19 protein-coding genes are annotated in these 24,173 nt (G+C 68.2%); 9 read left to right on the forward strand and 10 right to left on the reverse strand.

What is annotated here, in order from left to right; all coding sequences use genetic code 11:
• Positions 1–84: 84 nt before the first annotated feature.
• Both LCL61_RS35870 and LCL61_RS35875 read right to left on the reverse strand, forming a co-directional pair.
• The gene (locus LCL61_RS35870) at positions 85–1,143 is read right to left on the reverse strand and encodes a tartrate dehydrogenase (protein WP_340683850.1); all 1,059 of its coding nucleotides are present in this window, start codon (positions 1,141–1,143) and stop codon (positions 85–87) included.
• The gene (locus LCL61_RS35875) at positions 1,140–2,603 is read right to left on the reverse strand and encodes an NAD-dependent succinate-semialdehyde dehydrogenase (RefSeq protein ID WP_340683851.1); all 1,464 of its coding nucleotides are present in this window, start codon (positions 2,601–2,603) and stop codon (positions 1,140–1,142) included. The genes LCL61_RS35870 and LCL61_RS35875 overlap by 4 nt, the downstream gene beginning before the upstream one ends.
• Before the next feature lie 88 nt (positions 2,604–2,691).
• Here LCL61_RS35875 and LCL61_RS35880 point away from each other — a divergent pair, with 88 nt between their 5' ends.
• Positions 2,692–3,942: an aspartate aminotransferase family protein gene (locus LCL61_RS35880; protein WP_340683852.1), complete on the forward strand. Its 1,251-nt coding sequence runs from the start codon at positions 2,692–2,694 to the stop codon at positions 3,940–3,942.
• Positions 3,942–4,439: a DUF3830 family protein gene (locus LCL61_RS35885; RefSeq protein ID WP_007033814.1), complete on the forward strand. Its 498-nt coding sequence runs from the start codon at positions 3,942–3,944 to the stop codon at positions 4,437–4,439. Before LCL61_RS35880 ends, LCL61_RS35885 begins: the two co-directional genes overlap by 1 nt.
• A 62-nt stretch (positions 4,440–4,501) precedes the next feature.
• On the opposite strand, the gene LCL61_RS35890 is transcribed toward LCL61_RS35885, so the two are convergent.
• A complete protein-coding gene (locus tag LCL61_RS35890; RefSeq protein WP_340683853.1) occupies positions 4,502–5,488 on the reverse strand; it encodes a hypothetical protein in 987 nt (328 codons plus the stop codon).
• Between the two features lie 173 nt (positions 5,489–5,661).
• Between LCL61_RS35890 and LCL61_RS35895 the strand changes: the two genes are divergently transcribed.
• Positions 5,662–8,625, forward strand: a complete 2,964-nt coding sequence (locus LCL61_RS35895) for an AfsR/SARP family transcriptional regulator (protein WP_340688758.1) — start codon at positions 5,662–5,664, stop codon at positions 8,623–8,625.
• Here LCL61_RS35895 and LCL61_RS35900 read toward each other — a convergent pair.
• Positions 8,609–9,409, reverse strand: a complete 801-nt coding sequence (locus LCL61_RS35900; protein WP_340683854.1) for a Calx-beta domain-containing protein — start codon at positions 9,407–9,409, stop codon at positions 8,609–8,611. The two genes, LCL61_RS35895 and LCL61_RS35900, sit on opposite strands and share 17 nt — an antisense overlap.
• A gap of 191 nt (positions 9,410–9,600) precedes the next feature.
• Between LCL61_RS35900 and LCL61_RS35905 the strand changes: the two genes are divergently transcribed.
• Together LCL61_RS35905 and LCL61_RS35910 are read left to right on the forward strand one after the other, a co-directional pair.
• Positions 9,601–10,983, forward strand: a complete 1,383-nt coding sequence (locus LCL61_RS35905) for an FAD-binding oxidoreductase (protein WP_340683855.1) — start codon at positions 9,601–9,603, stop codon at positions 10,981–10,983.
• 12 nt (positions 10,984–10,995) lie between these two features.
• Entirely contained in the window at positions 10,996–12,549 is a 1,554-nt protein-coding gene (locus LCL61_RS35910) for an acetolactate synthase large subunit (protein ID WP_340683856.1), read from the forward strand.
• Positions 12,550–12,597: 48 nt separating this feature from the next.
• On the opposite strand, the gene LCL61_RS35915 is transcribed toward LCL61_RS35910, so the two are convergent.
• The 5 genes from LCL61_RS35915 to LCL61_RS35935 form a co-directional block, all read right to left on the reverse strand.
• On the reverse strand, positions 12,598–14,025 hold the full coding sequence (locus LCL61_RS35915; protein ID WP_340683857.1) for an MFS transporter: 1,428 nt from the start codon (positions 14,023–14,025) through the stop codon (positions 12,598–12,600).
• Between the two features lie 57 nt (positions 14,026–14,082).
• Positions 14,083–14,271, reverse strand: coding sequence for a DUF3761 domain-containing protein (locus LCL61_RS35920; protein WP_340683858.1), 189 nt, complete (start codon positions 14,269–14,271; stop codon positions 14,083–14,085).
• A gap of 363 nt (positions 14,272–14,634) precedes the next feature.
• Positions 14,635–15,387 carry an SDR family NAD(P)-dependent oxidoreductase gene (locus LCL61_RS35925; RefSeq protein ID WP_340683859.1) on the reverse strand — a complete coding sequence of 251 codons (753 nt, stop codon included), beginning with the start codon at positions 15,385–15,387 and terminating at the stop codon, positions 14,635–14,637.
• A 9-nt stretch (positions 15,388–15,396) separates the two neighbouring features.
• Positions 15,397–16,284 carry an SRPBCC family protein gene (locus LCL61_RS35930; protein WP_340683860.1) on the reverse strand — a complete coding sequence of 296 codons (888 nt, stop codon included), beginning with the start codon at positions 16,282–16,284 and terminating at the stop codon, positions 15,397–15,399.
• Complete coding sequence (locus LCL61_RS35935; protein WP_340683861.1) at positions 16,277–16,834, reverse strand: helix-turn-helix domain-containing protein; 558 nt, start codon at positions 16,832–16,834, stop codon at positions 16,277–16,279. Before LCL61_RS35935 ends, LCL61_RS35930 begins: the two co-directional genes overlap by 8 nt.
• A gap of 84 nt (positions 16,835–16,918) precedes the next feature.
• Here LCL61_RS35935 and LCL61_RS35940 point away from each other — a divergent pair, with 84 nt between their 5' ends.
• The 4 genes from LCL61_RS35940 (at position 16,919) to LCL61_RS35955 (ending at position 21,929) form a co-directional block, all read left to right on the forward strand.
• The gene (locus LCL61_RS35940) at positions 16,919–17,995 is read left to right on the forward strand and encodes a sensor histidine kinase (protein ID WP_340683862.1); all 1,077 of its coding nucleotides are present in this window, start codon (positions 16,919–16,921) and stop codon (positions 17,993–17,995) included.
• Positions 17,992–18,660: a response regulator transcription factor gene (locus LCL61_RS35945; RefSeq protein ID WP_340683863.1), complete on the forward strand. Its 669-nt coding sequence runs from the start codon at positions 17,992–17,994 to the stop codon at positions 18,658–18,660. The genes LCL61_RS35940 and LCL61_RS35945 overlap by 4 nt, the downstream gene beginning before the upstream one ends.
• 109 nt (positions 18,661–18,769) lie before the next feature.
• On the forward strand, positions 18,770–20,872 hold the full coding sequence (locus LCL61_RS35950) for an MMPL family transporter (RefSeq protein ID WP_340683864.1): 2,103 nt from the start codon (positions 18,770–18,772) through the stop codon (positions 20,870–20,872).
• On the forward strand, positions 20,844–21,929 hold the full coding sequence (locus LCL61_RS35955) for a GIY-YIG nuclease family protein (RefSeq protein WP_340683865.1): 1,086 nt from the start codon (positions 20,844–20,846) through the stop codon (positions 21,927–21,929). The genes LCL61_RS35950 and LCL61_RS35955 overlap by 29 nt, the downstream gene beginning before the upstream one ends.
• Positions 21,930–22,001: 72 nt before the next feature.
• Here LCL61_RS35955 and LCL61_RS35960 read toward each other — a convergent pair whose 3' ends face one another.
• Complete coding sequence (locus LCL61_RS35960; RefSeq protein WP_340683866.1) at positions 22,002–24,173, reverse strand: 3-hydroxyacyl-CoA dehydrogenase NAD-binding domain-containing protein; 2,172 nt, start codon at positions 24,171–24,173, stop codon at positions 22,002–22,004.

Genomic DNA, 24,173 nt, shown 5'->3' on the forward strand with positions numbered 1-24,173 from the left:
CAAGGAAGGGGCCTTCATGTACTCAAAAGTCGTGAATGGACCGTTCATGACTTCCGGTACTTGACACACCACCATGCGGATGGTTCAAGATAGAGAGGCGACCACCGCGGACCCGAGTTCGGCGGTGGTGGACTTCCCGCCGAGGTCGGGGGTTCGCACGGCCCCCTCCTCGAGAACCTTTTCCACCGCCGCTCGTACATCTTGTGCCGCGACGGTTTCCCCGAGATGGTCGAGCAGCATCGCTCCCGCCAGAATCTGCGCCACCGGATTCGCGATGCCCTGTCCGGCGATGTCGGGAGCGCTGCCGTGCACCGCCTCGAACATGGAAGGGAGCTCACCGGTCGGATTGATGTTGCCCGAAGGCGCCATTCCGAGCCCGCCCGTCACGGCCGCCGCCAGGTCGCTCAGGATGTCACCGAACAGATTGGAAGCCACCACGACGTCGAGCCGGTCCGGCGCCTGCACCATCCGCGCGGCGAGCGCGTCGACATGGCACTGCTCGGCATGCACGTCCGGGTACTCCGCTGAGATTTCGGCGAAGATCTCGTCCCAGAACGGCATCGAGTGAATCAGCCCGTTGGACTTGGTCGCCGAACAGACCCGCCCTGTGCGCGTCTTCGCCAGCTCGAAGGCGTAGCGGATGATCCGCTCCACCCCGACCCGCGTGAACACGGCTTCCTGTAAGACGAACTCGTTTCCCAGCCCACGATTGTGCCTGCCGCCGATCTCCGAGTACTCGCCCTCGGAGTTCTCCCGGACGATCACCATCTCCAGTTCGTCGGCACCGCGGCCCGCCAGAGCCGACGTCGTCCCCGGCAGCAGCCGGACCGGCCGGAGGTTGACGTACTGGCTGAACGCGCGCCGGACCGGAATGAGGAGACCCCACAACGACACATGGTCCGGCACGCCGGGAAAGCCGACGGCGCCGAGAAAGATCCCGTCGAAAGCGGAAAGCCGCTCGATCCCGTCGGCGGGCATCATCGAGCCGGTTTTGGTGTACCGCTCACAACTCCAGTCGAACTCCTTCCAGGACAAGGAGAAACCATGCGATGCCGCCGCGCGGTCGAGGACCTTGCGGGCCTCGACCGTCACGTCCACGCCGATCCCGTCGCCGGGAATGCTCGCGATCCGATAGGAAGTCACAGAGCCACCGCGATGTACTTGGTCTCGAGGAACTCGTCGATGCCGACGCTGCCGCCCTCACGGCCGAGCCCAGACTGCTTGATCCCGCCGAACGGCGCCGCCGGGTTCGAAACCAGTCCCTGGTTGAGGCCGATCATGCCGGCTTCCAGCCGTTCCGACACCCGCAGTGCCCGCTTGAGATCGGAGGTGTACACATAGGACACGAGACCGAATTCGGTGTCGTTCGCCGCCTCGATGGCCTCGTCCTCGCTGTCGAATGGAGTGATCGGGGCGACCGGTCCGAAGATCTCTTCCGAAGCGAGCCTGGCGTCCTTGGGCACGTCGGTCAGCACCGTGGCCTGGTAGAAGTTACCCGGACCGTCCACAGTGGATCCTCCGGTGAGGACGCGCGCTCCTCGCTCGGTGGCATCGGAGACCAGGCCACTGACCTTCTCGACGGCGGCTTTGTCGATGAGGGGGCCGACGACGACACCCTCCTCGGTGCCGCGCCCCATCGGCAAGGCCTCCATGCGCTCGGTGAGGCGCCGGGAGAACTCGTCGACGATGCCGCGCTGGACATAGAAGCGGTTCGCGGCCGTGCAGGCTTCGCCGATGTTGCGCATCTTCGCGGTCATCGCGCCTTCGATCGCCGCGTCGAGGTCGGCATCTTCGAAGACGAGGAAGGGGGCGTTGCCGCCGAGTTCCATCGAAGTGCGGAGCACCTTGTCCGCGCACTGTTCCAGCAGCTTCCGCCCGACGCCGGTCGAGCCGGTGAAGGACAGCTTCCGCGCGCGGCCGTCGCGGATCAACGGCTCCATCACGCCGCCGGAGTCCGACGTCGTGAGCACGTTCAGCACACCTTCCGGCAGCCCCGCTTCGGCGAGGATCGCCGCGAGTGCCAACATCGAAAGAGGGGTTTGAGCAGCGGGTTTGATGACCATCGTGCAGCCTGCCGCGACCGCGGGTCCGATCTTGCGGGTGCCCATCGCCATGGGGAAGTTCCAGGGCGTGATCAGCAGACACGGCCCGACGGGCTGCTTCGTCACGAGGAACCGGCCCGACCCGTTGGGGGCGACGGCGTAACCACCGTCGATCCGGACGGCTTCCTCCGCGAACCAGCGGAAGAACTCGGCCGCGTAGGTGATCTCGCCCTTCGACTCCGCGAGCGGTTTGCCCATCTCGAGGGTCATCAGCAGCGCGAGTTCGTCGGCGCGCTTGATCAGCAGCTCGTAGGCGCGGCGCAGGATTTCTCCGCGTTCGCGCGGGGCGACGTTCGCCCAGTCGGCCTGTGCGGCGACGGCCGCGTCGAGTGCGCTGACGCCGTCCGCCGGTGACGCGTCGGCCACCTCGCACAGGGCTTCGCCTGTCGAGGGGTCGAGAACGGGGAAGGTCTTCCCGTCCGTGGCGGGCACCCACTTGCCGCCGATGAACAGTTCCTTGCCGACCGACGTGACGACGCCGGCCTCACTGATCGAGCTCATCCCAACGCTCCTCCATGTTGTCCCGAACGCCATGCTATGGATATTGTCAACAATCGACAACAGCTCAGCCGACCTAGGAGCGCAGCCCATGGCCCAGCTATCACCGCTGCTCAAACAGGCAACGCCGGTCGTGGTCGACCACGGTGAGGGGGTTTACCTCTACGGCACCGATGGCAAACGTCACCTGGATTTCACCGCCGGTATCGGCGTGACCAGCACCGGCCACTGTCACCCGCACGTGGTGAGCGCGGCGCGGGAACAGATCGGCAAACTCGTCCACGGGCAGTACACGACGGTCATGCACAAGCCGATGCTGGAGCTGACCGAGAAACTGGGCGGTGTCCTCCCGGAAGGCCTGGATTCCCTCTTCTACGCGAACTCGGGCAGCGAGGCGGTCGAGGCGGCACTGCGGTTGTCGCGGCAGGCCACGAAGCGGCCCAACGTCATCGTCTTCCAGGGCGGGTTCCACGGCCGGACCGTCGCGGCGGCGACGATGACGACGTCGGGCACCCGGTTCAGTGCCGGGATCTCGCCGCTCATGTCCGGCGTGCACGTCGCGCCCTTCCCCTACGCGTTCCACTACGGCTGGGACGAGGAGACGGCGACGAAGTTCGCGCTGCGCGAGCTCGACTACCTCTTCGCGACGGTCTGCGCGCCGAACGAAACGGCCGCGTTCTTCATCGAGCCGGTGCTCGGCGAGGGCGGGTACGTCCCGGCGAACACCGAGTTCCTGGCCGGACTGCGGGAACGCGCGGACAAGCACGGGATCCTGCTGGTGATGGACGAGATCCAGACCGGCTTCGGCCGGACGGGCCGGTTCTGGGGACACGAGCACTTCGGGGTGCGCCCGGACATCGTGCTCATCGCGAAGGGGCTCGCGAGCGGGTTCCCGATCTCGGGTATCGCCGCGTCGGAGGAGCTGATGGCGAAGGCGCTCCCCGGCTCCCAGGGCGGGACCTACGGCGGCAACGCGGTGGCCTGCGCGGCGGCGATCGCCACGCTCGAGGTGATCCAGCAGGAGGGCCTGGTCGAGAACGCCGCCGAACGAGGACGCCAGCTCCTGGAGGGCGTGCGGGTGATCGCGGACAAATCAGCGTCGATCGGTGACGTCCGAGGGCTGGGGCTGCTGGTCGGTTCCGAGTTCACCACGCCGGACGGCGAGCCGGACACCGCGAAGGCCCAGGCGGCCCAGAAAGCCGCGTCCTCCAACGGCTTGCTGCTGCTGACTTGCGGGGCGTACATGAACGTCGTCCGGATGGTGCCGCCGCTGATCGTCGACTCCGCACAGGTCGACGAGGCACTGCGCATCTGGGGCGACGTGGTGGCGGGGGTCGAGTGATGGCCCGCTACATCACGATCACGCTCGACAAGCGCGGAGTGTCCTGCCGGGCCCGGCTGCTCGACGCCGAAGCCCCGCGGACCTGCCGCGCCGTCTGGGACGCGTTGCCGCAGAGCGGTTCGGCGTACCACGCGAAGTACGCGCGCAACGAGGTCTACACGCTCGTGCCGCCCTTCGCCGAACCGAAGCCGGGCCGCGAAAACCCCACGGTGACCCCGATTCCGGGGGATGTCGTGTACTTCGGGTTCGAGGCGTGGGAGATCGGCAACCCGGCGTACGGCTACGACGAGGGAAGTGAGGCGCACAGCGACCAGGGCGCGACGGACCTCGCGATCTTCTACGGCCGCAACAATCTGCTGATCAACGGCGACGCGGGCTGGGTACCCGGCAACGTGTTCGCGACGATCGAAGAGGGACTGGCGGAAATGGCCGAAGCCGCCCAGGACCTTTGGCTGCGAGGTGTCGAGGGCGAGACGCTTTCGTTCGCACGCGCGTAGGAAACCCGTGGGCGGTGCGGGCTCCCACCCTCACCGCCCACGGGCCGGCACCCCGCCCTGGCTTACTGTCGCGCTTCGGTGAGCCGGTACTCGACGCCACCGACCTCTTCACCACGCTGGTCGACCTGGGTCACGTGGACGGTGTACTGCCCGCCGGCAGCTTCGGCGCCGGCGGTGAAGCTCAGCTTGGCGCCCACCTGTTCGCCCGATTTGAAGATCAGGCCGCTGATCCGCGCTCGCTGCGGGTTCACGATGGCCAGCTCGGTCTCACCGACCCGTTCGACGCCCTCGCCCTTCGCACCGGCCGCCCGCCAGCGTGCGGCGAGGTCGGGGCCTAGGTCGATGGTGATCCGTCCCGGGCCGGTGAACGGCCTGCCCGGCTGGGTGAAGACGATGTCGCCGACCGCCGTGGGGTCGGGACCGTCCCAGCCGAACACGATCGGCCGGAACTCCGGGATCTTGATCCTGAACGGCAACGCGTTCACGTTGTGCCAGGCGATGTTGTTGTTGTTCCGCGCGTTCGCCGACGTGCTCAGGCCCTCGGTCGGCAGGTCGGTCGGCGAAAGCCACCGCGCCAGCAGGCAGAAGTGCGAACCGAGCGGGACCTTCCACGGGATGACGACCCGTTTGGTGCCGTAGGGAACGCTCACGCTGGTGGCTGAACCGATGTAGGTCCACTGGCTCGACCACTGGGCCACGGTGCCTTGCTTCGTGTAGTAAACCTGCAACGTTCCCTTCTCGAGCGCGTCCCCGTACGGGCCGGGGTTGTTCAGCGTGACGTGGATGTAGGCGGTGCTCCCCTGGACGATCGGGTCGTCCGTGGCGCAGAGGATCGTCGCCGAGAAACAGACCCGGATGTCGGGACTCGAGTAGAGCGAACCGGCCGAGGGTTCGAACCCGACGTCGGACGTGTTGTCCCGGATGAAGACGTCGCTCCGGGCCTCCGGCGCGGCCTGCACCGCGGGTGCGACACCCGCGAACAGCGTCGCGGCGGCCAAGACGGCCGAGGCGAGCAGTGTTCGGCGGCGTCGCGGATTCCTGCTGATCATGTTCCCCTCCTTGGGCGAAACATTCGACTCGTTGACCGTCCGTCAGACCGGTTGTGGCGGGGTTGTCGAGATCGTGTGCCCTAATTGGCCGATTTCGGTGGGACTTCGCGCGGATACGCTCACCGGGGTCACATGCCGGAGGGAGCAGGGTGCCCGGGTCAGGGGAGCTGCGGGTGCTGGGCCCGGTCGAAGCGATCGGCCCCACCGGGCGGGCGGAGTTGCACGGCGCCCGCCAGCGAGCCGTGCTCGGCGTTCTCGCCCTGCACGCGGGTTCGGTCGTCCCGATCCCCCGCCTGGTCGACGTCCTCTGGGGTGAAGATCCGCCGCGCACCGCGGTGAAGACCCTGCACAGTCATGTCGCCCGGATCCGGCAGGCACTGGAGGACTGCGGTTTTCCGCCGGTCCTGCTGACCCGCAAGCCCGGATACGTCCTGACGGTCGCTCCGTCCTCTGTCGACGCTCTCCGGTTCGAAGAAGAACTTCGTGCCGCCAAGCGGAGTAATCCGGGTCAGGCGGTGGCGGCGTTGCGTGAGGCGTTGCGGCTCTGGCGCGGCGGAGCCTTCGCGGACGCCGAACTCGACGGTTGGGGACTGCGCGAGGTCGAACGGCTCCACGAGCTACGGCTGTCCGCCTGGGAAGAACTTTGGGACGCCGAGCTCAGGCTCGGCGATCACGAGGAGGTACTCCGGGAACTTCCGCGGCTCCGGGCCGAGCAGCCCTACCGCGAACGGCTCGCCGCGCTGCACATGCTCGCCCTGCACCGCTGCGGGAGACATGCCGAGGCACTGGAGACGTTCCAGGCCGTGCGCCGGGGGCTGGCCGACGAGTTCGGCGTCGATCCCGGCCCGGAACTGGTCGAGCTGCACACGTCGATCCTCCGCCGGGCGCCCGAACTCGACGCGCCCGCACGGGGCACCGCGCCCGCGCAACTCCCCGCCCGCGTCGGGCACTTCACGGGACGGCAGCAGGAGCTCGCTTCGCTCGACGGTCTCCTCGACGAAGCCGAGCCGCCGGTCGTGGTCATCTCCGGGGCGGCGGGGATGGGTAAATCGGCGCTGGCCGTGCAGTGGGCGCATCGCATCGCGGACCGCTTCCCCGACGGCCAGCTCTTCCTCGACCTCACCGGGCACGATCCGGTCGAAGCCGTCTCGCCGGGCGAGGCCCTCGCCCATCTGTCGCGCGGGCTCGGCCTCCCCGACGACCGGCTGCCCGACGCGACGGCCGAACGCGCGGCGCTCTACCGCTCATTGCTGCACGGGAAGCGGTGCGTGATCGTCGCCGACAACGCGGGCGGTGTCGACCAGATCCTTCCGCTCGTCCCCGGCACGGCGAAGGCGATGTTGATCGTCACCAGCAGGCAGACCCTCGCCGCGCTCGGCAGCAGGCACGCCGTCCGCGTGTTCGCCCTCGACGCGCTGGCCGACCCGGAGTCGATGACACTGCTCACGCGGGTACTGGGCGCCGACCGGGTCGCGCGTGAACCCGCTCAGGCCGCGCGCCTGGCCGGGCTGTGCGACGGGATGCCACTGGCGCTGCGGATCGCCGCCGCCCGGCTGACCGGTGAGCCGGGCCGTCCGATCGCGGACCTCACCGCGGAGCTCACCGGTGCCGGGCGACTGGAAACGCTTGCGGTACAAGGAGATTCACGAACGGTCAAAACCGTCCTCGCGAGCGCCTACCTGCCGTTGGACCAGGCTCCTGCTCAGCTGTTCCGGCTTTCCGGGCTGATCCCGGGTACGTCATTCAGTTCGTCACTCGGCAGCGCGCTGTGCGGGGTGTCCGCCGAAGCGGGCCGGGCCGCGACCGCCGAGCTGTCCGCGGCGCACCTGATCACCCCGGCGGGCCCGGACCGCTATCGGCTCCACGATCTGATCCGCGAATTCGCCGCCGCGTGCGCCCACGCCGACGAAACGGCGCCGGGCCGTGCCGAGGCCGCGGACCGGCTGATCGACTGGTACCTGCACGTCGCCGCCGAAGCGAACCGGATCATCGACCCGAACCGCGATCTGGTCACCCCGGCGTTGCGCCACCCGGCACCCACGTCGCCGTTCCCGGCGGAAAGGCGTGCGGCGCTGGCGTTCCTGGGGGCCGAGCGCGCGAATCTGCTGCCCGTGGTGCGGTTCGCGCGCGAACACGGGCGCAACACCGCCGCCTGGCAGCTCACGTACCTGCTCACCAGTTTCTACGACACCATGGGCGGCTGGAACGAGCGGATCGGGCTCTGCCGCGAGGGGGCCGCGGCGGCCGCCGAACTCGACGATCCGTTGGCGGAGGCGGAAATGCTGCGCGCGCTGGGCGCGGCCTACTTCATGACCCGCAGGCTGACGGACGCGCTCGAAACCAACGCCCGCGCGTTGAAGGCCGCCCGCGCGGCGGGCGATCTCGAAGGCGAAGGGCACATCTACAACAACACCGCGAACGCCTACGCCGCGCTGCGCCGGTTCGACGAGGCGATCACCGCGTACCGGCTGGCGGTGGAGCGGTGCACTTCGGCGGGTAACCGGCTCGGGCGTGCGCTGTCCCAGCGCAACCTCGGCCACGCCTACATCCGCCGGGGCCAGCCGATGGACGGACTCGGCCCACTGACGGCCGCGCTGGAGACGTTCCGCGAACTCGGCAACGCCCGGCTGGAAGCGGCCACCCTGGACACGCTCGGCGAGGCCTACGAGGAACTCGGCGATCACGACGTCGCGCTGGACCATCTCCGCAAGGCGCTGGCCGCGTCCAGGGCGATCGGAGACCGGTGGCAGGAGTGGGAGTCGCTGCTGCACGCCGGGCAGGTCCACCTCGCCCGCCGGGACTTCCGGGCCGCGCGGGCCGATTTCGACCAGGCGTTGCTGATCAGCCGGGACGTCGGGAACCGGCACAGCGAGGCGGCCGCGCTCGACCGGCTCGGCCGTGCCCACCTGGGACTCGGTGACCTGGCCGCGGCGCGGGAGAACCTCGAACGCGGCATCGCGGTCCGGGCGAGCGTCCCGGATCCGTACGAGGAGGCTCATCTGCACCGCGACCTCGGCGATCTGGAAGCGCGGTGCGGCGACACGGCCGCCGCGGCCACCCACTGGGCTCGGGCGATCGAGCTGTACCGGCGGGCGAACGCGACGGCCGACGCCGACCTCGTCACCCGGCGGGGCTGATCACCACGGTCGAGGTCGCGTACACGAGCCGGCCCTGCGACGGCTCGAAGAACTCGACCCGTGCCTTCCCCGTTTGCCCGGGCAGGATCGTGAGTTCGGCGTATCCCCTGGTCTCACCGCGCTGGAAGGTGACGACACCGTCCTTCACCGGCTCATGGGCGGAGCCTTCGGTGCGGTAGCGGATCGTGAGCGGTCCGGAGAGCCACGGCCGGGAAAGCACGACCGGCACCTTGCAGGTGGTGGTGCTTGTGTCCGGCGCGAAGCTGGGCGGGATCGACCAGCAGATCTCGCCTTCCTGGGTGGTCGCCAGCGGCGCGGTCTTGACCTTGTCGTCGTCGGCGACCCAAGCGACGCCGACGCTGTGCCCGATCCTCACGCCTTTCTCGCCGTACAGGCGCAGGGAGAACATTTCGTCGTTCTCCACCAGGGAATCGGCCCGGACCTTGACCGCGACCGTATACGCGTCCGCCCTCCCGGCCCAGGTCAGCGTGCCCGCACGCGGCAGGTAGTCGACACTCTCCTTCGCGATGAACGCCGGATCGACCGGCGAGCCGTTGCCGTCGATCGTCCGGTATTCGACCGAGCCCTGCGGCGCACAGCCGCCGTCGGTGAGCGAAACGGTGAAGACAAGGGTGGTGTACCCGGCGCTCGTTCCCTCGGCCTGGCTGACTCCGCTGACGTTCGCCACGGGCGCGGTGCAGCCCGCTTGCCCGCCTTCGGCCGCCGGTACCGCGAGCCCGAACGTGACCGCCAGCGCCGCCCCCAGCGCCGCGATCCGTCTCATCCTGGATCCCATCGAGCGTCCACCCCTTCCGGCGGACCACCGCGGCCCGCTGCGACATGGGTAACCGAGCGAGGTTGTCACGAGGTTGTGGATGCCGAGGAAGACAAACATGAAAAGTATTCATGGCCATCCTCGTCCACGACGTACTACGCTTCGATAACCAGGCAAAGAGGCGTGAGGAAGGGCAGTCGATGGGCGATGTTGCGGCACGGTTCGCCGAGATCGTCGGGGACACGAACTTGCTCTCGGGCGAGGCGATCCCCGAGGACTACGCACACGACGAGGCTTTGACCACCACCGCGCGGCGGCCCGCCCACCTGGCGAAACCGGGAAGCGCCGAGGAGGTCGCGGAGCTGCTCAAGGCGGCGACCGAACACGGCGTGCCGGTCACCGCGCGAGGGTCGGGCACGGGGCTTTCGGGTGGCGCCACGCCACGCGAAGACAGCCTGGTGATCTCTTTCGAACGAATGAACGCGGTACTGGAGATCGACACGGAGAACCACGTCGCCGTCGTCCAGCCGGGTGTCACGCTGTCCGATTTGGACGAAAAGACCACAGCGGCCGGACTCGGCTACACCGTCTACCCCGGCGAGCTGAGCGCGAGCGTCGGCGGCAACGTCGGGACGAACGCGGGCGGCATGCGCGCTGTCAAGTACGGCGTCACGCGGCACAACGTCGTGGGCCTGCAGGCCGTGCTGCCGACCGGCGAGATCATCCGGACCGGCGGCAAGACCTCGAAGGTCTCGACCGGGTACGACCTGACCCAGCTGATCATCGGCTCCGAAGGCACCCTCGCGATCGCGACCGAGGTCATCGTGAAGCTGTATCCGCGCCTGCCGCACGGCGCCACGGTGTTCGCCCCGTTCGAGACCTTCGACGAGGTGATGACCGTCGTCCCGAAGATCGTCGCCAGCGGCCTCGCGCCGCACATCCTCGAGTACATCGACAACCTCACGCTCGCGGCGATCAGCTACAACGAGAAGCTCAGCCTCGGTGTCCCGGACGCCATCCGTGACAAGGCGCAGGCGTATCTGGTGGTGGCACTGGAAAACCGCGACAACGACCGGCTGCACGCCGACATCGAGGAACTCGGCGGACTGCTGGGCGACGTCGGCGCGATGGACGTGTACGTGCTCGAGGGCGCTTCGGCGCGCAAGCTCATCGAGGCGCGCGAGAAGGCGTTCTGGACGGCCAAGGCGGCCGGTGCCGACGACGTCATCGACGTGGTGGTCCCGCGGTCCGCCATGCCCGAGTTCCTGCGCAAGGCCAGGGAAATGGCGTTGTCGCGCGAGGCGGGCGCGCTCGGCTGCGGGCACGCCGGCGATGGCAACGTCCACCTGGCCATCTTCTGCAAGGACCCGGAGAAGCGGAAGCAGCTGCTGACCGACATCTTCGCGCTCGGCATGGAACTCGGCGGCGCGATCTCCGGCGAGCACGGACTCGGACGGGCCAAATCCGGCTATTTCCTCGATCTGGAGGACCCGGCGAAGATCGCGCTGATGCGCCGGATCAAGGAGAGCTTCGACCCGGCCGGGATTCTCAACCCCGGCGTTCTTTTCGCTGAGAGGGCTTGAAAAGTGAGTGAGATGAACGGCGCCCAGTCCCTGATCCGCACGCTCGTCGACAGCGGTGTCGACGTGTGCTTCTCGAATCCGGGCACCTCGGAGATGCACTTCGTGGCCGCGCTCGACTCCGTACCCGAGATGCGCGGTGTGCTCGGCCTCTTCGAAGGCGTCGTCACCGGTGCCGCGGACGGATACGCGCGGATCGCCGACAAGCCGGCGGCCACGCTGCTACACCTCGGCCCCGGTCTCGGCAACGGGCTGGCGAACCTGCACAACGCGCGCCGCGCGCACACCCCGATCGTCAACGTGATCGGCGATCACGCGACCTACCACAAGCAGTACGACGCCCCGCTAGAATCGGACATCGAGGCCGTCGCCGGTTCGCTCGAAGGCTGGGTCCGCCGCTCCGAGCACACGAAGGACGTCGGCGCCGACGCCGCCGCGGCGGTCGCGGCCTCCCAGGACGCCCCCGGCCAGGTGGCGACCTTGATCCTCCCCGCCGACGCGTCCTGGGGCGAGGGCGGCGAGACCTGCGCGCCCATCCCGCCACGGATCCCGCAGGTCGTCGACGCGACGACGGTGAAGAACATCGCCGAGGTGCTGGCCAGTGGTGAACCGGTCGCGCTGCTCGTCGGCGGCAGCGGCTGCCGAGAAGCCGGTCTGCGCGCGACCAGCCGGATCGCGGCCGCGACCGGCGTGAAGGCGTTCGTCGAGACCTTCCCCGCCCGGCTCGAACGCGGCGAAGGCCTGCCGACGATCGAGCGGCTGGGCTACCTCGCCGAGCAGGTCGCGTACCAGCTCGACGGGATCAAGCACGTGATCGTCGCCGGGACCAAGGCGCCTGTGTCGTTCTTCGCCTACCCCGGCAAGGCGAGCAACCTGGTTCCCGAAGGCGCGCAGGTCCATGTACTGGCCGAAGTCGCGCAGGACGTGCCGCGAGCGCTGAACGACGTCGCCGACCTGGTCGCCGCCGAGACGGAGCCGGTGCTGCAGGAGGCCTCCCGGCCCGCGCTGCCGTCCGGGCCGTTGACGCCGCAGAACTGGGTCGACGTGATCGGCGCGCTGCTGCCGGAGCGCGCGATCATCGCGGACGAGGCGAACACCTCCGGTCTGCTGCTGCCCGCCGCGACCGCGGGCGCGCCCCGGCACGACGTGCTGACCCTGACCGGCGGCGCGATCGGCTACGGCATGCCCGTCGCGACCGGGGCGGCCGTCGCCGCGCCGGACCGGCCGGTGATCAACCTGCAGTCCGACGGCAGCGCGCTGTACACGATTTCGGCGCTGTGGACGCAGGCTCGGGAGAACCTCAACGTCACCACGGTCCTGCTGAACAACCGGGCGTACGCGATCCTGCGGCTGGAGCTGCAGCGGGTCGGCGCGTACGCCAACGGCCCGAAGGCGAACGAGCTGCTCGACCTCTCCCGCCCCGACATGGACTTCGTCAAGATCGCCGAAGGCATGGGCGTCCCGGCGACCCGGGCGACGACGGCGGAGGAGCTGGCCGAGCAGTTCCAGCGCGCGCTCGCCGAGCCGGGCCCGCACCTGATCGACGCGATCGTTCCGACGCTGTTCTGAGCGGAGCCGCCCCTGCGTGCGATGAGTCCCTTCATCGCACGCAGGGCGCTAGCGGACCGAAACGACCATCGGCTCGGACTGACGTTGCTTCGGGACGAAAACGGTCAAGACGAGTCCCAGGAGCGCCGCGCCGGCGGCGACCACGAAGCTCAGCCGGAACCCCGTCGCGGACGGGACGGAAACCCCGCCGACGGTGATCGCCAGCGACGCGAGCATGGTCGCCATCACCGCGCTGGACGTCGACGTGCCGACGGAGCGCATCAGCGAGTTCAACCCGTTCGCGGACGCGGTTTCGGTGACCGGGACCGAGCCCATGATCAGCGCCGGCATGGCCGCGTAGGCGATGCCCACGCCCCCGCCGATGATGATCGACGCCGTGATCAGCTCGAAGGCGTTGTCCATCAACACGGTCGCGAAGGCGTATCCGGCCGCGATGGTGGTGGCGCCGACCATCAGTGTCGTCCGTGGTCCGTAGCGCTCGATGAGCCTGGCCGAAACCGGCGACAGCATGAACATGACCAGGCCGTTCGGCGCGAGGCACAGCCCGGCCTGCACCATGGTCAGGCCGAGGCCGTAGCCGGTCGACGCGGGCGCCTGCAGCAGCTGCGGGAATGACAACGCCATCGAGTACAGCGCGAACCCGATCATGATCGACGCGAGGTTGGTGAAGAGCACCGGCCGCCGCGCGGAGACCCGCAGGTCCACGAGCGGATCACGCCGCCGCAGCTGGTAGGCGCCCCAGACCAGCAGGATCACCACCGCGCTCCCCGCGAAGACGAGGGTGCGGCCGCTGCCCCAGCCCCATTCGCCGCCCTTGACGATCGGCAACAGCAGGCAGACCAGTCCGATCGTCAGCCCCAGCGCGCCGAGGTAGTCGAACGGCGCCGGTGTCTTCACCGGCGACTCCGGCACCACGAACAGGATCAGCAGGCCGCAGACGAGCCCGAGCCCGGCCGACGCCCAGAACAGGACGTGCCAGTCTGCGTTCTGCGCGACGAGCGCCGATACCGGGAGCCCGATGGCACCGCCGACGCCGAGCGTCGAACTCATCACCGAGATCGCGGCGCCGACCCGTTCCGGCGCGAGTTCGTCGCGCATGATGCTGATGCCCAGCGGGATCGCGCCCATGGCGCAGCCTTGCAGCCCCCGGCCGAGGACCATCAGCGCGAGCGAACTGGTCAGCGCGGACACCACCGAACCGGCGACCAGGAAACCCAGGCTGATCAGCAGCAATCGGCGTTTGCCGTAGAGGTCGCCGAGCCTTCCGCTCACCGGCATCACCACGGCTCCGGCGATCAGGGTCGCCGTGACCACCCACGACGCGTCCGACGGTGTCGCGTTGAGCAGCCGGGGAAACGCGGGAATGAGCGGGACGACGAGCGTCTGCATGAACGACGCCACCAGACCGCAGGTGGCGAGCACGACGACGAAGATCCGGGGCGAAGGTGCCCGTCCGACCGGTTTCACCCTGTGCATCCCATGATCCGACCTTACACAGCACCACCCTTCTCAGTGAATGGTTGACCGACGGGATCACAGCCAGGCGCGAACCCCACCATGGCCGGAACAGGTACCGCGGCGATTCTGGCTGTAGGTATAGGAACCGTCCGTGCAGAGGGCGGTCGCTCCGTCGGCCGTGCCGGGTCCGGCCGACGGCCGATGGACACAGACACCGTCGGTGTTGCGGTAGTAGTCGCTTCCGCACTCCGCCAGGTTCGGCACCTTCGCCGCCTGTGTGGTCTTCGGAGGTGTTTCGTCGGTTTGGGCTCGACCTGCTTCGGCACCTCGACCGCGGCCGTGGTCGTCGGCACGAACTGCTGAGGCGTCGGCGGTGCCCAACTGCTGGTCGGCGTCGACGTTGTGGTCAGCGCTGTCGGGACTGCCGGCGTTGTCTGCACCGGGTCGCTCTGCGGCGTGACCCGCCCGGTGGGCACGGTCTCCACACCGCGGCCTCCGGCGACCAGAAGTCCGATCGCCAGTGCCATGCCCGGCTTCGTCGTTCTCTTCGGCATAACGACCTCCCCAGCACCTGGTGGTGCCGCGTAGCCGGGAGATCGCCCGCCGGTGTTACCGCCGGCGAGAGGGTCAGTCGACCATCGAGCCGCAACTGATGTTCAACGCCGTCGCGGTCATGCTGCGCGCATGGTCCGAGGCGGCGAAGGCAGCCACACGGGCGACGTCTTCGAGCGATGCCGTCCGCTTGAGCATCGTCGCGTCGACCATGTCACGGATGGCGTCGTCGAGGCCGGCGCCCGCCGGAATCGTCTCCGGGATCCCGCCGGTGCGCAGGGTCACGACACGGATGCCCCGCGGCCCGAGTTCGCACGCCAGCCCGCGCCGCAACGCCTCCATCGCGCTGAATGCGACCTGCAGCCCGCCGAGGTGGTACCCCGGCAGCGGGTCACCGTCGCCACCGAACATCAGGATCACCCCGGACCCCTGCCCGATCATGTGCCGGGCGGCGGCCCGTGCGGTGAGGAAGTTCGTCCGCACCGCCGTCCGGACCGGGCTTTCGAGGTCCTCCAACGACATCTCGACCAGTGGAGTGCCCTGGACGTCGTTGTGTGTGATCACGTTCATCGAGATGTCGACGCTGCCCGCCGAGGAAACCACCGAAGCGGCATGCTCGTCGATGGCGGCTTCGTCGAGAGCGTCGAATTCCGCCGTTTCGGCTTTTCCGCCCGCTGCCCGGATTTCGTCGGCCAGCGCGTCGAGTTTCTTCAAGGTGCGGCCGGTGAGGTGGACGGTCGCACCCTCCCTGGCGAATCCGCGGGCCACCGCGCTCCCGATTCCGCCCGCCGCCCCGTAGATGATCGCGTTCCTGCCTTCGAGCAACATCGCTTCCTCCTACTTGCCATCCAAGGTGATGAGTCCTTCGGGTGTTCCCTCCAGCTGGATGTCGACCCACAACGGGCGCCACGAGTGGACCTCGTGGAACCTGCGCAGTTCCGCCAAACCGCTGAGCCAGCCCATCCACATGCCGTACGGCGGCTTCGCGTCCGAGAATCCACTTTGGACGAATGTCAGCTTCGTACCGCCGCCGGAGTCCTCGAGCTCCCAAGTGGCGACGACACCGTCCTGGTACGCGAGCGACATCTTCGAGTCGGGCACCAGGTCGACGATCTTCGCCGGGTCCGGATCCTTTTCCAGTGAACCCATCGCCCAACGTCCGCCGACGTGGGTCTCCGCCTCGATCCGGGCACCGAACCAGCGCGTGAACACGGCGGGATCGGCGATCGAGGAGTAGACCTCACCTCGCGGCGCGTCGATCCGCACTTCTTCGCTCATCAGCGGGGAAGTGAGGTCGCAGCGGGCGGTGAGCGGCCGTCCTTCGACGTGGTCGACGAGGTTCGCTACGGAAAGTGCCCAGAACGTGTGCATCATGCCGAGTGACGAGTCCGGATCGGCCAGCATCGCGGCGTAGTCCGGCAGACCGGTCTGACTGAACGACAAGGACGTCCCGTCCTCGTCCTCCGCCAGCGCGATCTCGACGACGGTCTCCGTCCCGTCGACGGTCCAGGCGAACCGCAGGACATTGTTCTCGGCCAGTAGCAGCCGCTGGCGCGGACGATCACCCTCCGGCGTGTAACGGCCCCAGAACTCGTACCGGGACGGCAGGCCGACTTCCGCGTACTCGGAAAGCCACACGCGCAGTGCCCCGGGATCGGTCAGCGCGTGCCAGACCTCGTCGATCGGCGCGCGCACGCGCACCTGGAACCTCGTCGGTTCAGTCACGGGCATCTCCCTTCGGGTAACAGGCCACGGCGAGTTTGAAGGCGTCGCCTTCCGCTCCTCCGTAGCGGGTGAACAGATCCTGCAAAGTCGTCTTCAGCTCGTCGAGGAACTCCTGCCGCCGCTCGGGCTCCACCCGGATCTCGCCGGAAACGCCGATCGACGGCAGCTCCGGTGCGGTCCTGTCGAGCACGGCGACGTCCGCCTGGACCTCCTCCATGAGGTCCACCAAGTAGCCAAGGCTCAGCTCGTCCCGCGCCGCCCGCGGGCCCAGCCGTCCGACCAGTCCGGGTGACAACCAGTACGAACGGGCTGTCGCCTGATACACGCCCTCACTGACGGCGCGCACCTTCCGCTCCGACACCTGCTTCACGAGACCGGCTTCCACCAGTCGTTTCACGTGGTAGTAGACCCGCTGCGGAGTCTGATCCAGCACCGTCGCCACCTCGGTGCACGACCGCGGCTCCGCCAGCTGCCGCAGGACGTCCACCCGCTGCGGTTTCAGCAACGCCTCCGCCTGCTCCAACCGATCGAGGTACTCCACGTCTCTCACAGCACCACGCCTTTGATCACAAAAATCAGTTTGAACGTAAAAATTCATTTTGTCAATCGCCCCGGTTCGCGCTACTCTCGTCGTGTGGCGATCCCGCGGCGGTACACGGCGGACATCGCGGTCACCGCGGCGGTGATCGCGGGTTCCGCCGTGGTCTCGCTCGGGGACGACGCGGAAGCACCGCGCAACGCGGTCATCGGCTGGGCCTGCGTGGCACTCGCCTGCGCCGCGCTGTTCCTGCGCCACCGGTATCCACTCCCCGTCGCGATCTTCACCGCGGCCTGCTGCGCGATCTACTATCCGCAGACCGACCCCGACGGATTCGTGCTGCTCGCGTTCGCCTTCGCGCTGTACAACAACGCCTCGACCGGGCGGATCCGCAGCGCGGCGGTCGTCGCGGCGGCCTCGATGGGCGGCGTCGCGATCGGCGAGGCACAGGCCGGCGCCGCACGGCAGGTGGACGACTTCGCGTTCCTGCTGATGACGGGCTGGTTCATCGCGCTCGTCGCGGTCGGCGCGGTGACGTACTACCGCCGCGAAGCCGAACGCACCAAGGAGACCGAGGCACGGCGGAGGGCCACGGACGAGCGGCTCCGGATAGCGCGCGAACTGCACGACGTCCTCGGCCACAACCTGGCGCTCATCAACGTCCAGGCGGGCGCGGCCCTGCACGGCAAGGATCCGGCGAAATCAGAGGAGGCACTGACCACGATCAAACAGACCAGCAAGGAGGCGTTGCGTGAACTCCGCGCCACATTGGGCATGCTGCGACAGGTGGACACGCCCAGCCTGGCCAGGGTCGCCGAGCTCGCCGAATCGGCGGGCGCGCACGGGCTGACCGTCCGGACCGAGATCGACGGCACCGCCACGGAACTGCCGCCCGACGTCGAACACGCCGCCTTCCGTGTCGTCCAGGAGGCGCTGACCAACGTCGCGCGCCACGCCGCCGCGAACACCGTCGTGGTGCGAATCGGCTACACGCCCCATGATGTGTCCGTGCAGGTCGACGACGACGGCCGGGGCGGCACGGCGAAACCCGGCAACGGGATCCGCGGCATGACCGAACGGGCCGAGGCACTCGGCGGCGAGCTCACCGCGGCCGCACGCGAGGACGGTGGCTTCCGGGTGCGCGCCCGGCTTCCCCTGCGGGTGAAGAAATGATCCGGGTCCTGCTCGTCGACGACCAGCGGCTGGTACGGGCCGGATTCAAGTCCATATTGGACAGTGAAGACGACATCACCGTGGTCGCCGAAGCGGCCGACGGCCGTGAATCCCTCCAAGCCGCGCACGAACACAGACCCGACGTCGTCCTGATGGACATCAGGATGCCCGGGATGGACGGGCTCACCGCGACCCGGCACCTGCTCGAAGACCCCGCGCTGACCGGGATCAAGGTCGTCATCCTCACCACCTTCGACCTGGACGAAGACGTCTACGGCGCGTTGCGCGCGGGTGCCAGCGGGTTCCTGGTCAAGGACACCGAACCGGAGGAGCTGATCCACGGCGTCCGCGTGGTCGCCAGGGGCGACGCGCTGCTCGCACCGTCGATCACCCGCCGCCTGATCTCCGAATTCGCCTGCCGGGTGGACCGGCCCGCCCCCTCGCCCACCCTGAACCGGCTCACCGAACGGGAACGCGAGGTGATGAGCCTCGTCGCGGCCGGTCTGTCCAACGACGAGATCGCGAAGGAACTCGTGCTCAGCCCGGCGACGGCGAAGACGCACGTCAGCCGGATCATGACCAAAGTGGACGTCCGTGATCGCGCGCAACTCGTCGTGCTCGCCTACGAATCAGGCATGGTCACCCCTCGCTGGTTGACCCCGTGACCACAACCCCGGTAGTACGGGAGGAGCCTTAGGGGTATCCGGAAGTTGCGGCCGGAGTGCCCGCCGGAGCCCGACGATATGCGGCCGGGGAAAGCCGATGCTTTCCGCCATGGACACCATCACTCTTTCCCGGAGACCGCCGCGTGGGGGCGCGCTCTCGAAGCTGGCGGGCTGGTCTCAGCGTCATCGCTGGCTCGCCGTTTCGCTCTGGCTGCTCACCCTCGTCGGTGTCACGCTGGGCTCACAGCTGGCGGGCAGCGCGTACCACGACGACCATTCCCTGCCGGGCACCGAATCCCAGCAGATCATGGACCTGTTCAAGGCACAGGCTCCGGCGCGGGCCGGCGCGACGGCCGAGATCGTCTTCAAGACCGAAAGCGGGCTCGCGACCGCACGCGAGCCGATCGACCGGATGCTCGCCGAAGTCCGGAACCAGCCGCACGTGAAGGCGGTGACGAGTCCTTTCGACACCCCGTCGGCCATCTCGCGTGAGGGCACGATCGGTTACGCCGCGGTCGCCTTCGACCTCGAGTCGAAGGATCTGCCGTACGACGACATCGTGCGCGTCGTCGACACCGCGAAGAAGGCGGAGTCCGCCGAGCTCCAAGTCGAGCTGGGCGGCGACCCGATCAAGCGGACGAGTGAAAGCGGCGGCCCGTCGGAGGGCGTCGGGTTGCTGGCCGCGCTCGTGGTCCTCGTCTTCTTGTTCCGGTCGATCCTCGCCGCCGGGCTCCCGGTGATCACGGCGATCTTCGCCGTTGGCAGCACTCTCGGCGTGATCGTGCTCGTGAGCAGGTTCGTCGACATCGCGAGCTACACGGCACCGCTGATGATGCTGGTCGGGTTCGGCGTCGGCGTGGACTACGCGCTGCTCATTTTTTCCCGCTATCGCGGCGAAATCCTGGCCGGTCTCGACCGTGAGCAGGCGGCACGGCGGGCGCTGGACACCGCGGGCCGATCAGTGCTGTTCGCCGGCGGCACGGTGATCATCGCGCTGCTCGGCCTGCTCGCGCTCGGCCTCGGTTCGCTGCGAGGGGTCGCCCTGGCCGTGGCGCTGACCGTGCTCGTGACGATGCTCGCGTCGATCACCCTGCTGCCCGCGCTGCTCTCCCTGTTCGGCCGCCGCCTGGAGAAGGGCATTCGCAAACACGCCACGAAACGGGAACACGGCAAGGCCTGGGGCAAGCTCGGAGACGCGGTACAACGACGGCCGATGGTGCCGCTCGCGATCGGGCTGCTCGTCCTCGTCGGCCTTTCCCTGCCAGCGCTCGGCATGCGCCTCGGGTTCGCCGACTCGGGCACGGATCCGGAGACGTCGACCACCCGGCAGGCCTACGACCTGATGGCGGAGGGTTTCGGCCCCGGGTTCGGCGAGCCGTTGATCGTGGTCACCGAGAACGGCGATGGTGCCGCACTGCAACGGAAACTCGAAGCCACGCCGGGGATCGCGGAGGCGACACCGCCGATGGGACAAGGCGTCACGACGGTTCTCGCCTTCCCCACGTCTTCACCACAGGACGAAGCGACCGCCGATCTGGTGGAACGGTTGCGGACGGAGGTGCTGCCGGGCCTGCCGGGCAAGTACCTGGTCGGCGGGAGTGTCGCGGCAGCGGTGGACTTCGCGGACGCCGTCGGTGACCGGTTGCCGCTGTTCGTGCTGGTGGTCGTCGGGCTGTCGGCGTTGCTGCTGATGGTCGTGTTCCGCTCGATCCTCATCCCGCTGAAGGCGGCCCTGCTGAACCTGCTGAGCATCGGCGCCGCGCTCGGGGTGATGACGGCGGTGTTCGGCGACGGCCTGTTCGGGGCGCAACCCGGGCCGATCGAGGCATTCGTGCCGGTGCTGATCTTCGCGATCGTGTTCGGCCTTTCCATGGATTACGAGGTGTTCCTGGTGTCCCGGATGCACGAGGAATGGCGGCGGACCGGCGACGCGCGCCACGCCGTCCGCGAAGGACTCGCCTCCACCGGCGGGGTGATCACGGCCGCGGCGGGGATCATGATCCTCGTGTTCGGTGCGTTCCTGCTCAACCCCGACCGGATGCTGGCGCAGTTCGGTCTCGGGCTGGCGGTGGCGGTGCTGGTGGACGCGTTCGTGATCCGCTGTCTCGTGGTGCCAGCGGTGATGCGGTTGCTCGGGGAACGCGCCTGGTGGCTGCCGCGGTGGCTGGACCGGCGCTTGCCGCATGTGGCGCTGGAACCGTCGTCCCGCTGAAATCGCGCTGCGCCGGCAGAGCGGAGCCGGCGCAGCGCGCATCCACGACGAACTCGGGAGTGGAAGCGATAGACTACTGCCGCTCGGAGCCCGCCAACGGCCGATGAACTGGGGTCACATGCCAAAGCGGACGATTGGATTCGTCTACGTCCTGCGCAACCCGCGGGATCCGGACTTGGCGAAAATCGGCTTCACCACGAGACTCGCGGAAGACCGCGCGAAGGAACTGTCCGGCTCCAGCGTCCCCGCACAGTTCGAAGTTGTATTCAGCGCGCCGACTTCTCATCCTCGCGAACTGGAGCGATACGCTCATCAGAAGCTCGCAGACTTCAGATTCAACGACAAACGCGAGTTCTTCGAGGTAACCCCGGAAATCGCCATAGAAACGATCATGGCCGGACGAATCCAAGTCGACGGCATCGGCGCATGGCAATCGGATCGGGTGCACTACATCGGTTCGGGCGATCGGCTGATGCTCAGCGCGAACGCCACCGACTTCTTCGTGTTACTCGCCATGGAGGACCCCCTGATGTCGAGCGGGTTCGATCCGCTCGACTTTTGGCAGGCGCACTCGGATGGCGACACTCTGGAGTTGATGGGAACGGACAACCCCGGAGCCGTCGCGGGCTTGAGCGACAATGACGAAAACGGGACAACGGACCCGATTCCGTTCATTGACAGAGAAGGGAAATCCCCCTCCGACACCATCAACGGGCTGGAACGCCTCGTACCCGGAGACAGACTCATGTGGATAGCCGTCAACGAATCGGAGGAGACCGTCCAGACCTCCATATTCGAGATGCGGACGCACTGCCAAGTGGTCGGCCGGACGCGAGCCATGAAGTTCAGCCCGGATGGTTATCCGCTACTCATGAACGTCCCGACTTTTCAGAAGCTTCCGGAGTTGTCCCTCGAGCCGATCCGCAAGGCGATGGCCATGCCACCTCCTCGCAGCTGGGCCCCGAGGAATCCCGACCCGGAACATTGGGCACCCATCGGCACAGACCCCCAGCCTCCCGGGTATTGGCTCCCTCAGCTGAACCGCAAGAAGAAGTAGCAAGAGCGTCGCAGTACGAAAACGGCCCGTTCCTGGCGAATTTCGCAAGGAACAGGCCGTTCACGAAGCGGCTTATTCGTAGATCTCGCCCTTCGCGGCCTTCTCGACCAGAGAAGCGGGCGGGGTGAAGTGGTCGCCGTAGCGCTCCGCCAGCTCACGAGCCCGGTCGACGAAGCCCTGCAGGCCACCCTCGTACTGGTTGATGTACTGGATGACACCACCGGTCCACGCCGGGAAACCGATACCGAAGATCGAGCCGATGTTGGCGTCGGCGACGGTGGTGAGCACGCCCTCGTCGAAGCACTTCACGGTCTCGAGCGCCTCGGCGAACAGCATCCGCTCCTTGAGGTCCTCGAACGGGACCTCGGCGCTGCCCGACTTGAACGCGTCGCGCAGGCCCGGCCAGAGACCGGTCCGCTTGCCCGACTCGTCGTAGTCGTAGAAGCCCGAGCCGGTGGAACGGCCCTTGCGGTCGAACTCCTCCACCATCCGGTCGATGACGCCCTCGGACGCGTGCGCGTTCCAGGTGCCGCCGGCGGCCTCGATCGCTTCGCGGGTCTCCTTGCGGATCTTGCGCGGCAGCGTCAGGGTCAGCTCGTCCATCAGCTGCAGCGGCGGAGCCGGGTATCCGGCCTGCGAACCGGCCTGCTCGATCGACGCCGGCTCGACACCCTCGCCCAGCGCGGCCACGGCCTCGTTGAGGAACGTGCCGATGACGCGCGAGGTGAAGAAGCCGCGGCTGTCGTTGACGACGATCGGGGTCTTCTTGATCTGCAGCGTGTAGTCGAAGACCTTCGCCAGCGTGGCGGGCGAGGTCTTCTCACCGCAGATGATCTCGACCAGCGGCATCTTGTCCACCGGCGAGAAGAAGTGGATCCCGATGAAGTCCTCGCTCCGCTGGACACCTTCGGCGAGCGCGGTGATCGGCAGCGTGGAGGTGTTGGAACCGAGCACGGCGTCGGGGTTGACGATGCCCTCGATCTCCTGGAACACCTTGTGCTTCAGCTCGACGCTCTCGAAGACGGCCTCGATCACGAAGTCGACGCCGGCGAAGTCCTCCGCCTTGTCGGTCGGCTTGATCTTGGCGAGCAGCGCGTCGGACTTCTCCTGCGTGGTCTTGCCGCGGGAGAGCGCCTTCTCTTCCAGCTTGACCGCGTAGCCCTTGCCCTTTTCGGCGCCTTCGAGGGTGACGTCCTTGAGCACGACGTCGATACCGGCCTTCGCCGAGACGTACGCGATCGCGGCACCCATCATGCCCGCGCCGACGACGCCGACCTTCTTGGCGGTGTACTTCTCGAAGCCTTCCGGCCGCGAACCGCCGGAGTTGATGCTCTGCAGGTCGAAGAAGAACGCCTTCGTCATGTTCTTCGAGACCTGGCCGGTGGCGAGGTGCACGAAGTAGCGGGTCTCGACGGTGATCGCGGTGTCGAAGTCGACCTGCGAACCCTCGATGGCCGCGGCCAGGATCGCCCGCGGGGCAGGCATGTTCGCGCCCTTGATCTGCTTGCGCAGGTTCGCCGGGAACGCGGGCAGGTTCGCCGCGAAGCTCGGGTTCGACGGGGTGCCGCCCGGGATCTTGTAGCCCTTGACGTCCCACGGCTGCACGCCGCCTTCGGGGTTGGCCTTGATCCACGCCTTCGCGGCCGGGACCAGCTCCTCGACGGTGCCGACGAGCTCGTGCACGAGGCCGAGCTCCTTCGCCTTGGCGGGGCGGTGCCGCTGGCCCTGCAGCAGCACGTTCAGCAGCGCGCTCTGGATGCCCAGCAGGCGCACGGTGCGGACGATGCCGCCGCCGCCGGGGAGCAGGCCGAGGGTGACCTCGGGCAGGCCGATCTGGCTGCCCTTGACGTCGGCCGCGATGCGGTGGTGCGTCGCGAGCGCGAGTTCGAGGCCGCCGCCGAGCGCGGCGCCGTTGATGGCGGCCACGACCGGCTTGCCCAGCTGCTCGAGCCGTCGCATTTGGCCCTTCATCAGGGCGCTGCTCTCGGTGATCTCGGCGGCGTGCTCCGGCTTGGCCTGGATCAGGTCGTTGAGATCCCCGCCGGCGAAGAAGGTCTTCTTGGCCGAGGTGAGGACGACACCGGTGATGCTGTCCTTCTCCGCCTCCAGGCGGTCCACGACCACGCCGAGCGACTCGCGGAAGTCGGCGTTCATCGTGTTGGCGGACTGCTTCGGGTCGTCCAGGGTGAGCACGACGATGCCGTCGGCGTCCTGCTCCCAGCGGATGGTCTTCGCTTCAGTCAT

Origin of the sequence: Amycolatopsis coloradensis, assembly GCF_037997115.1 — a bacterium.
GTDB lineage: Bacteria > Actinomycetota > Actinomycetes > Mycobacteriales > Pseudonocardiaceae > Amycolatopsis > Amycolatopsis coloradensis_A.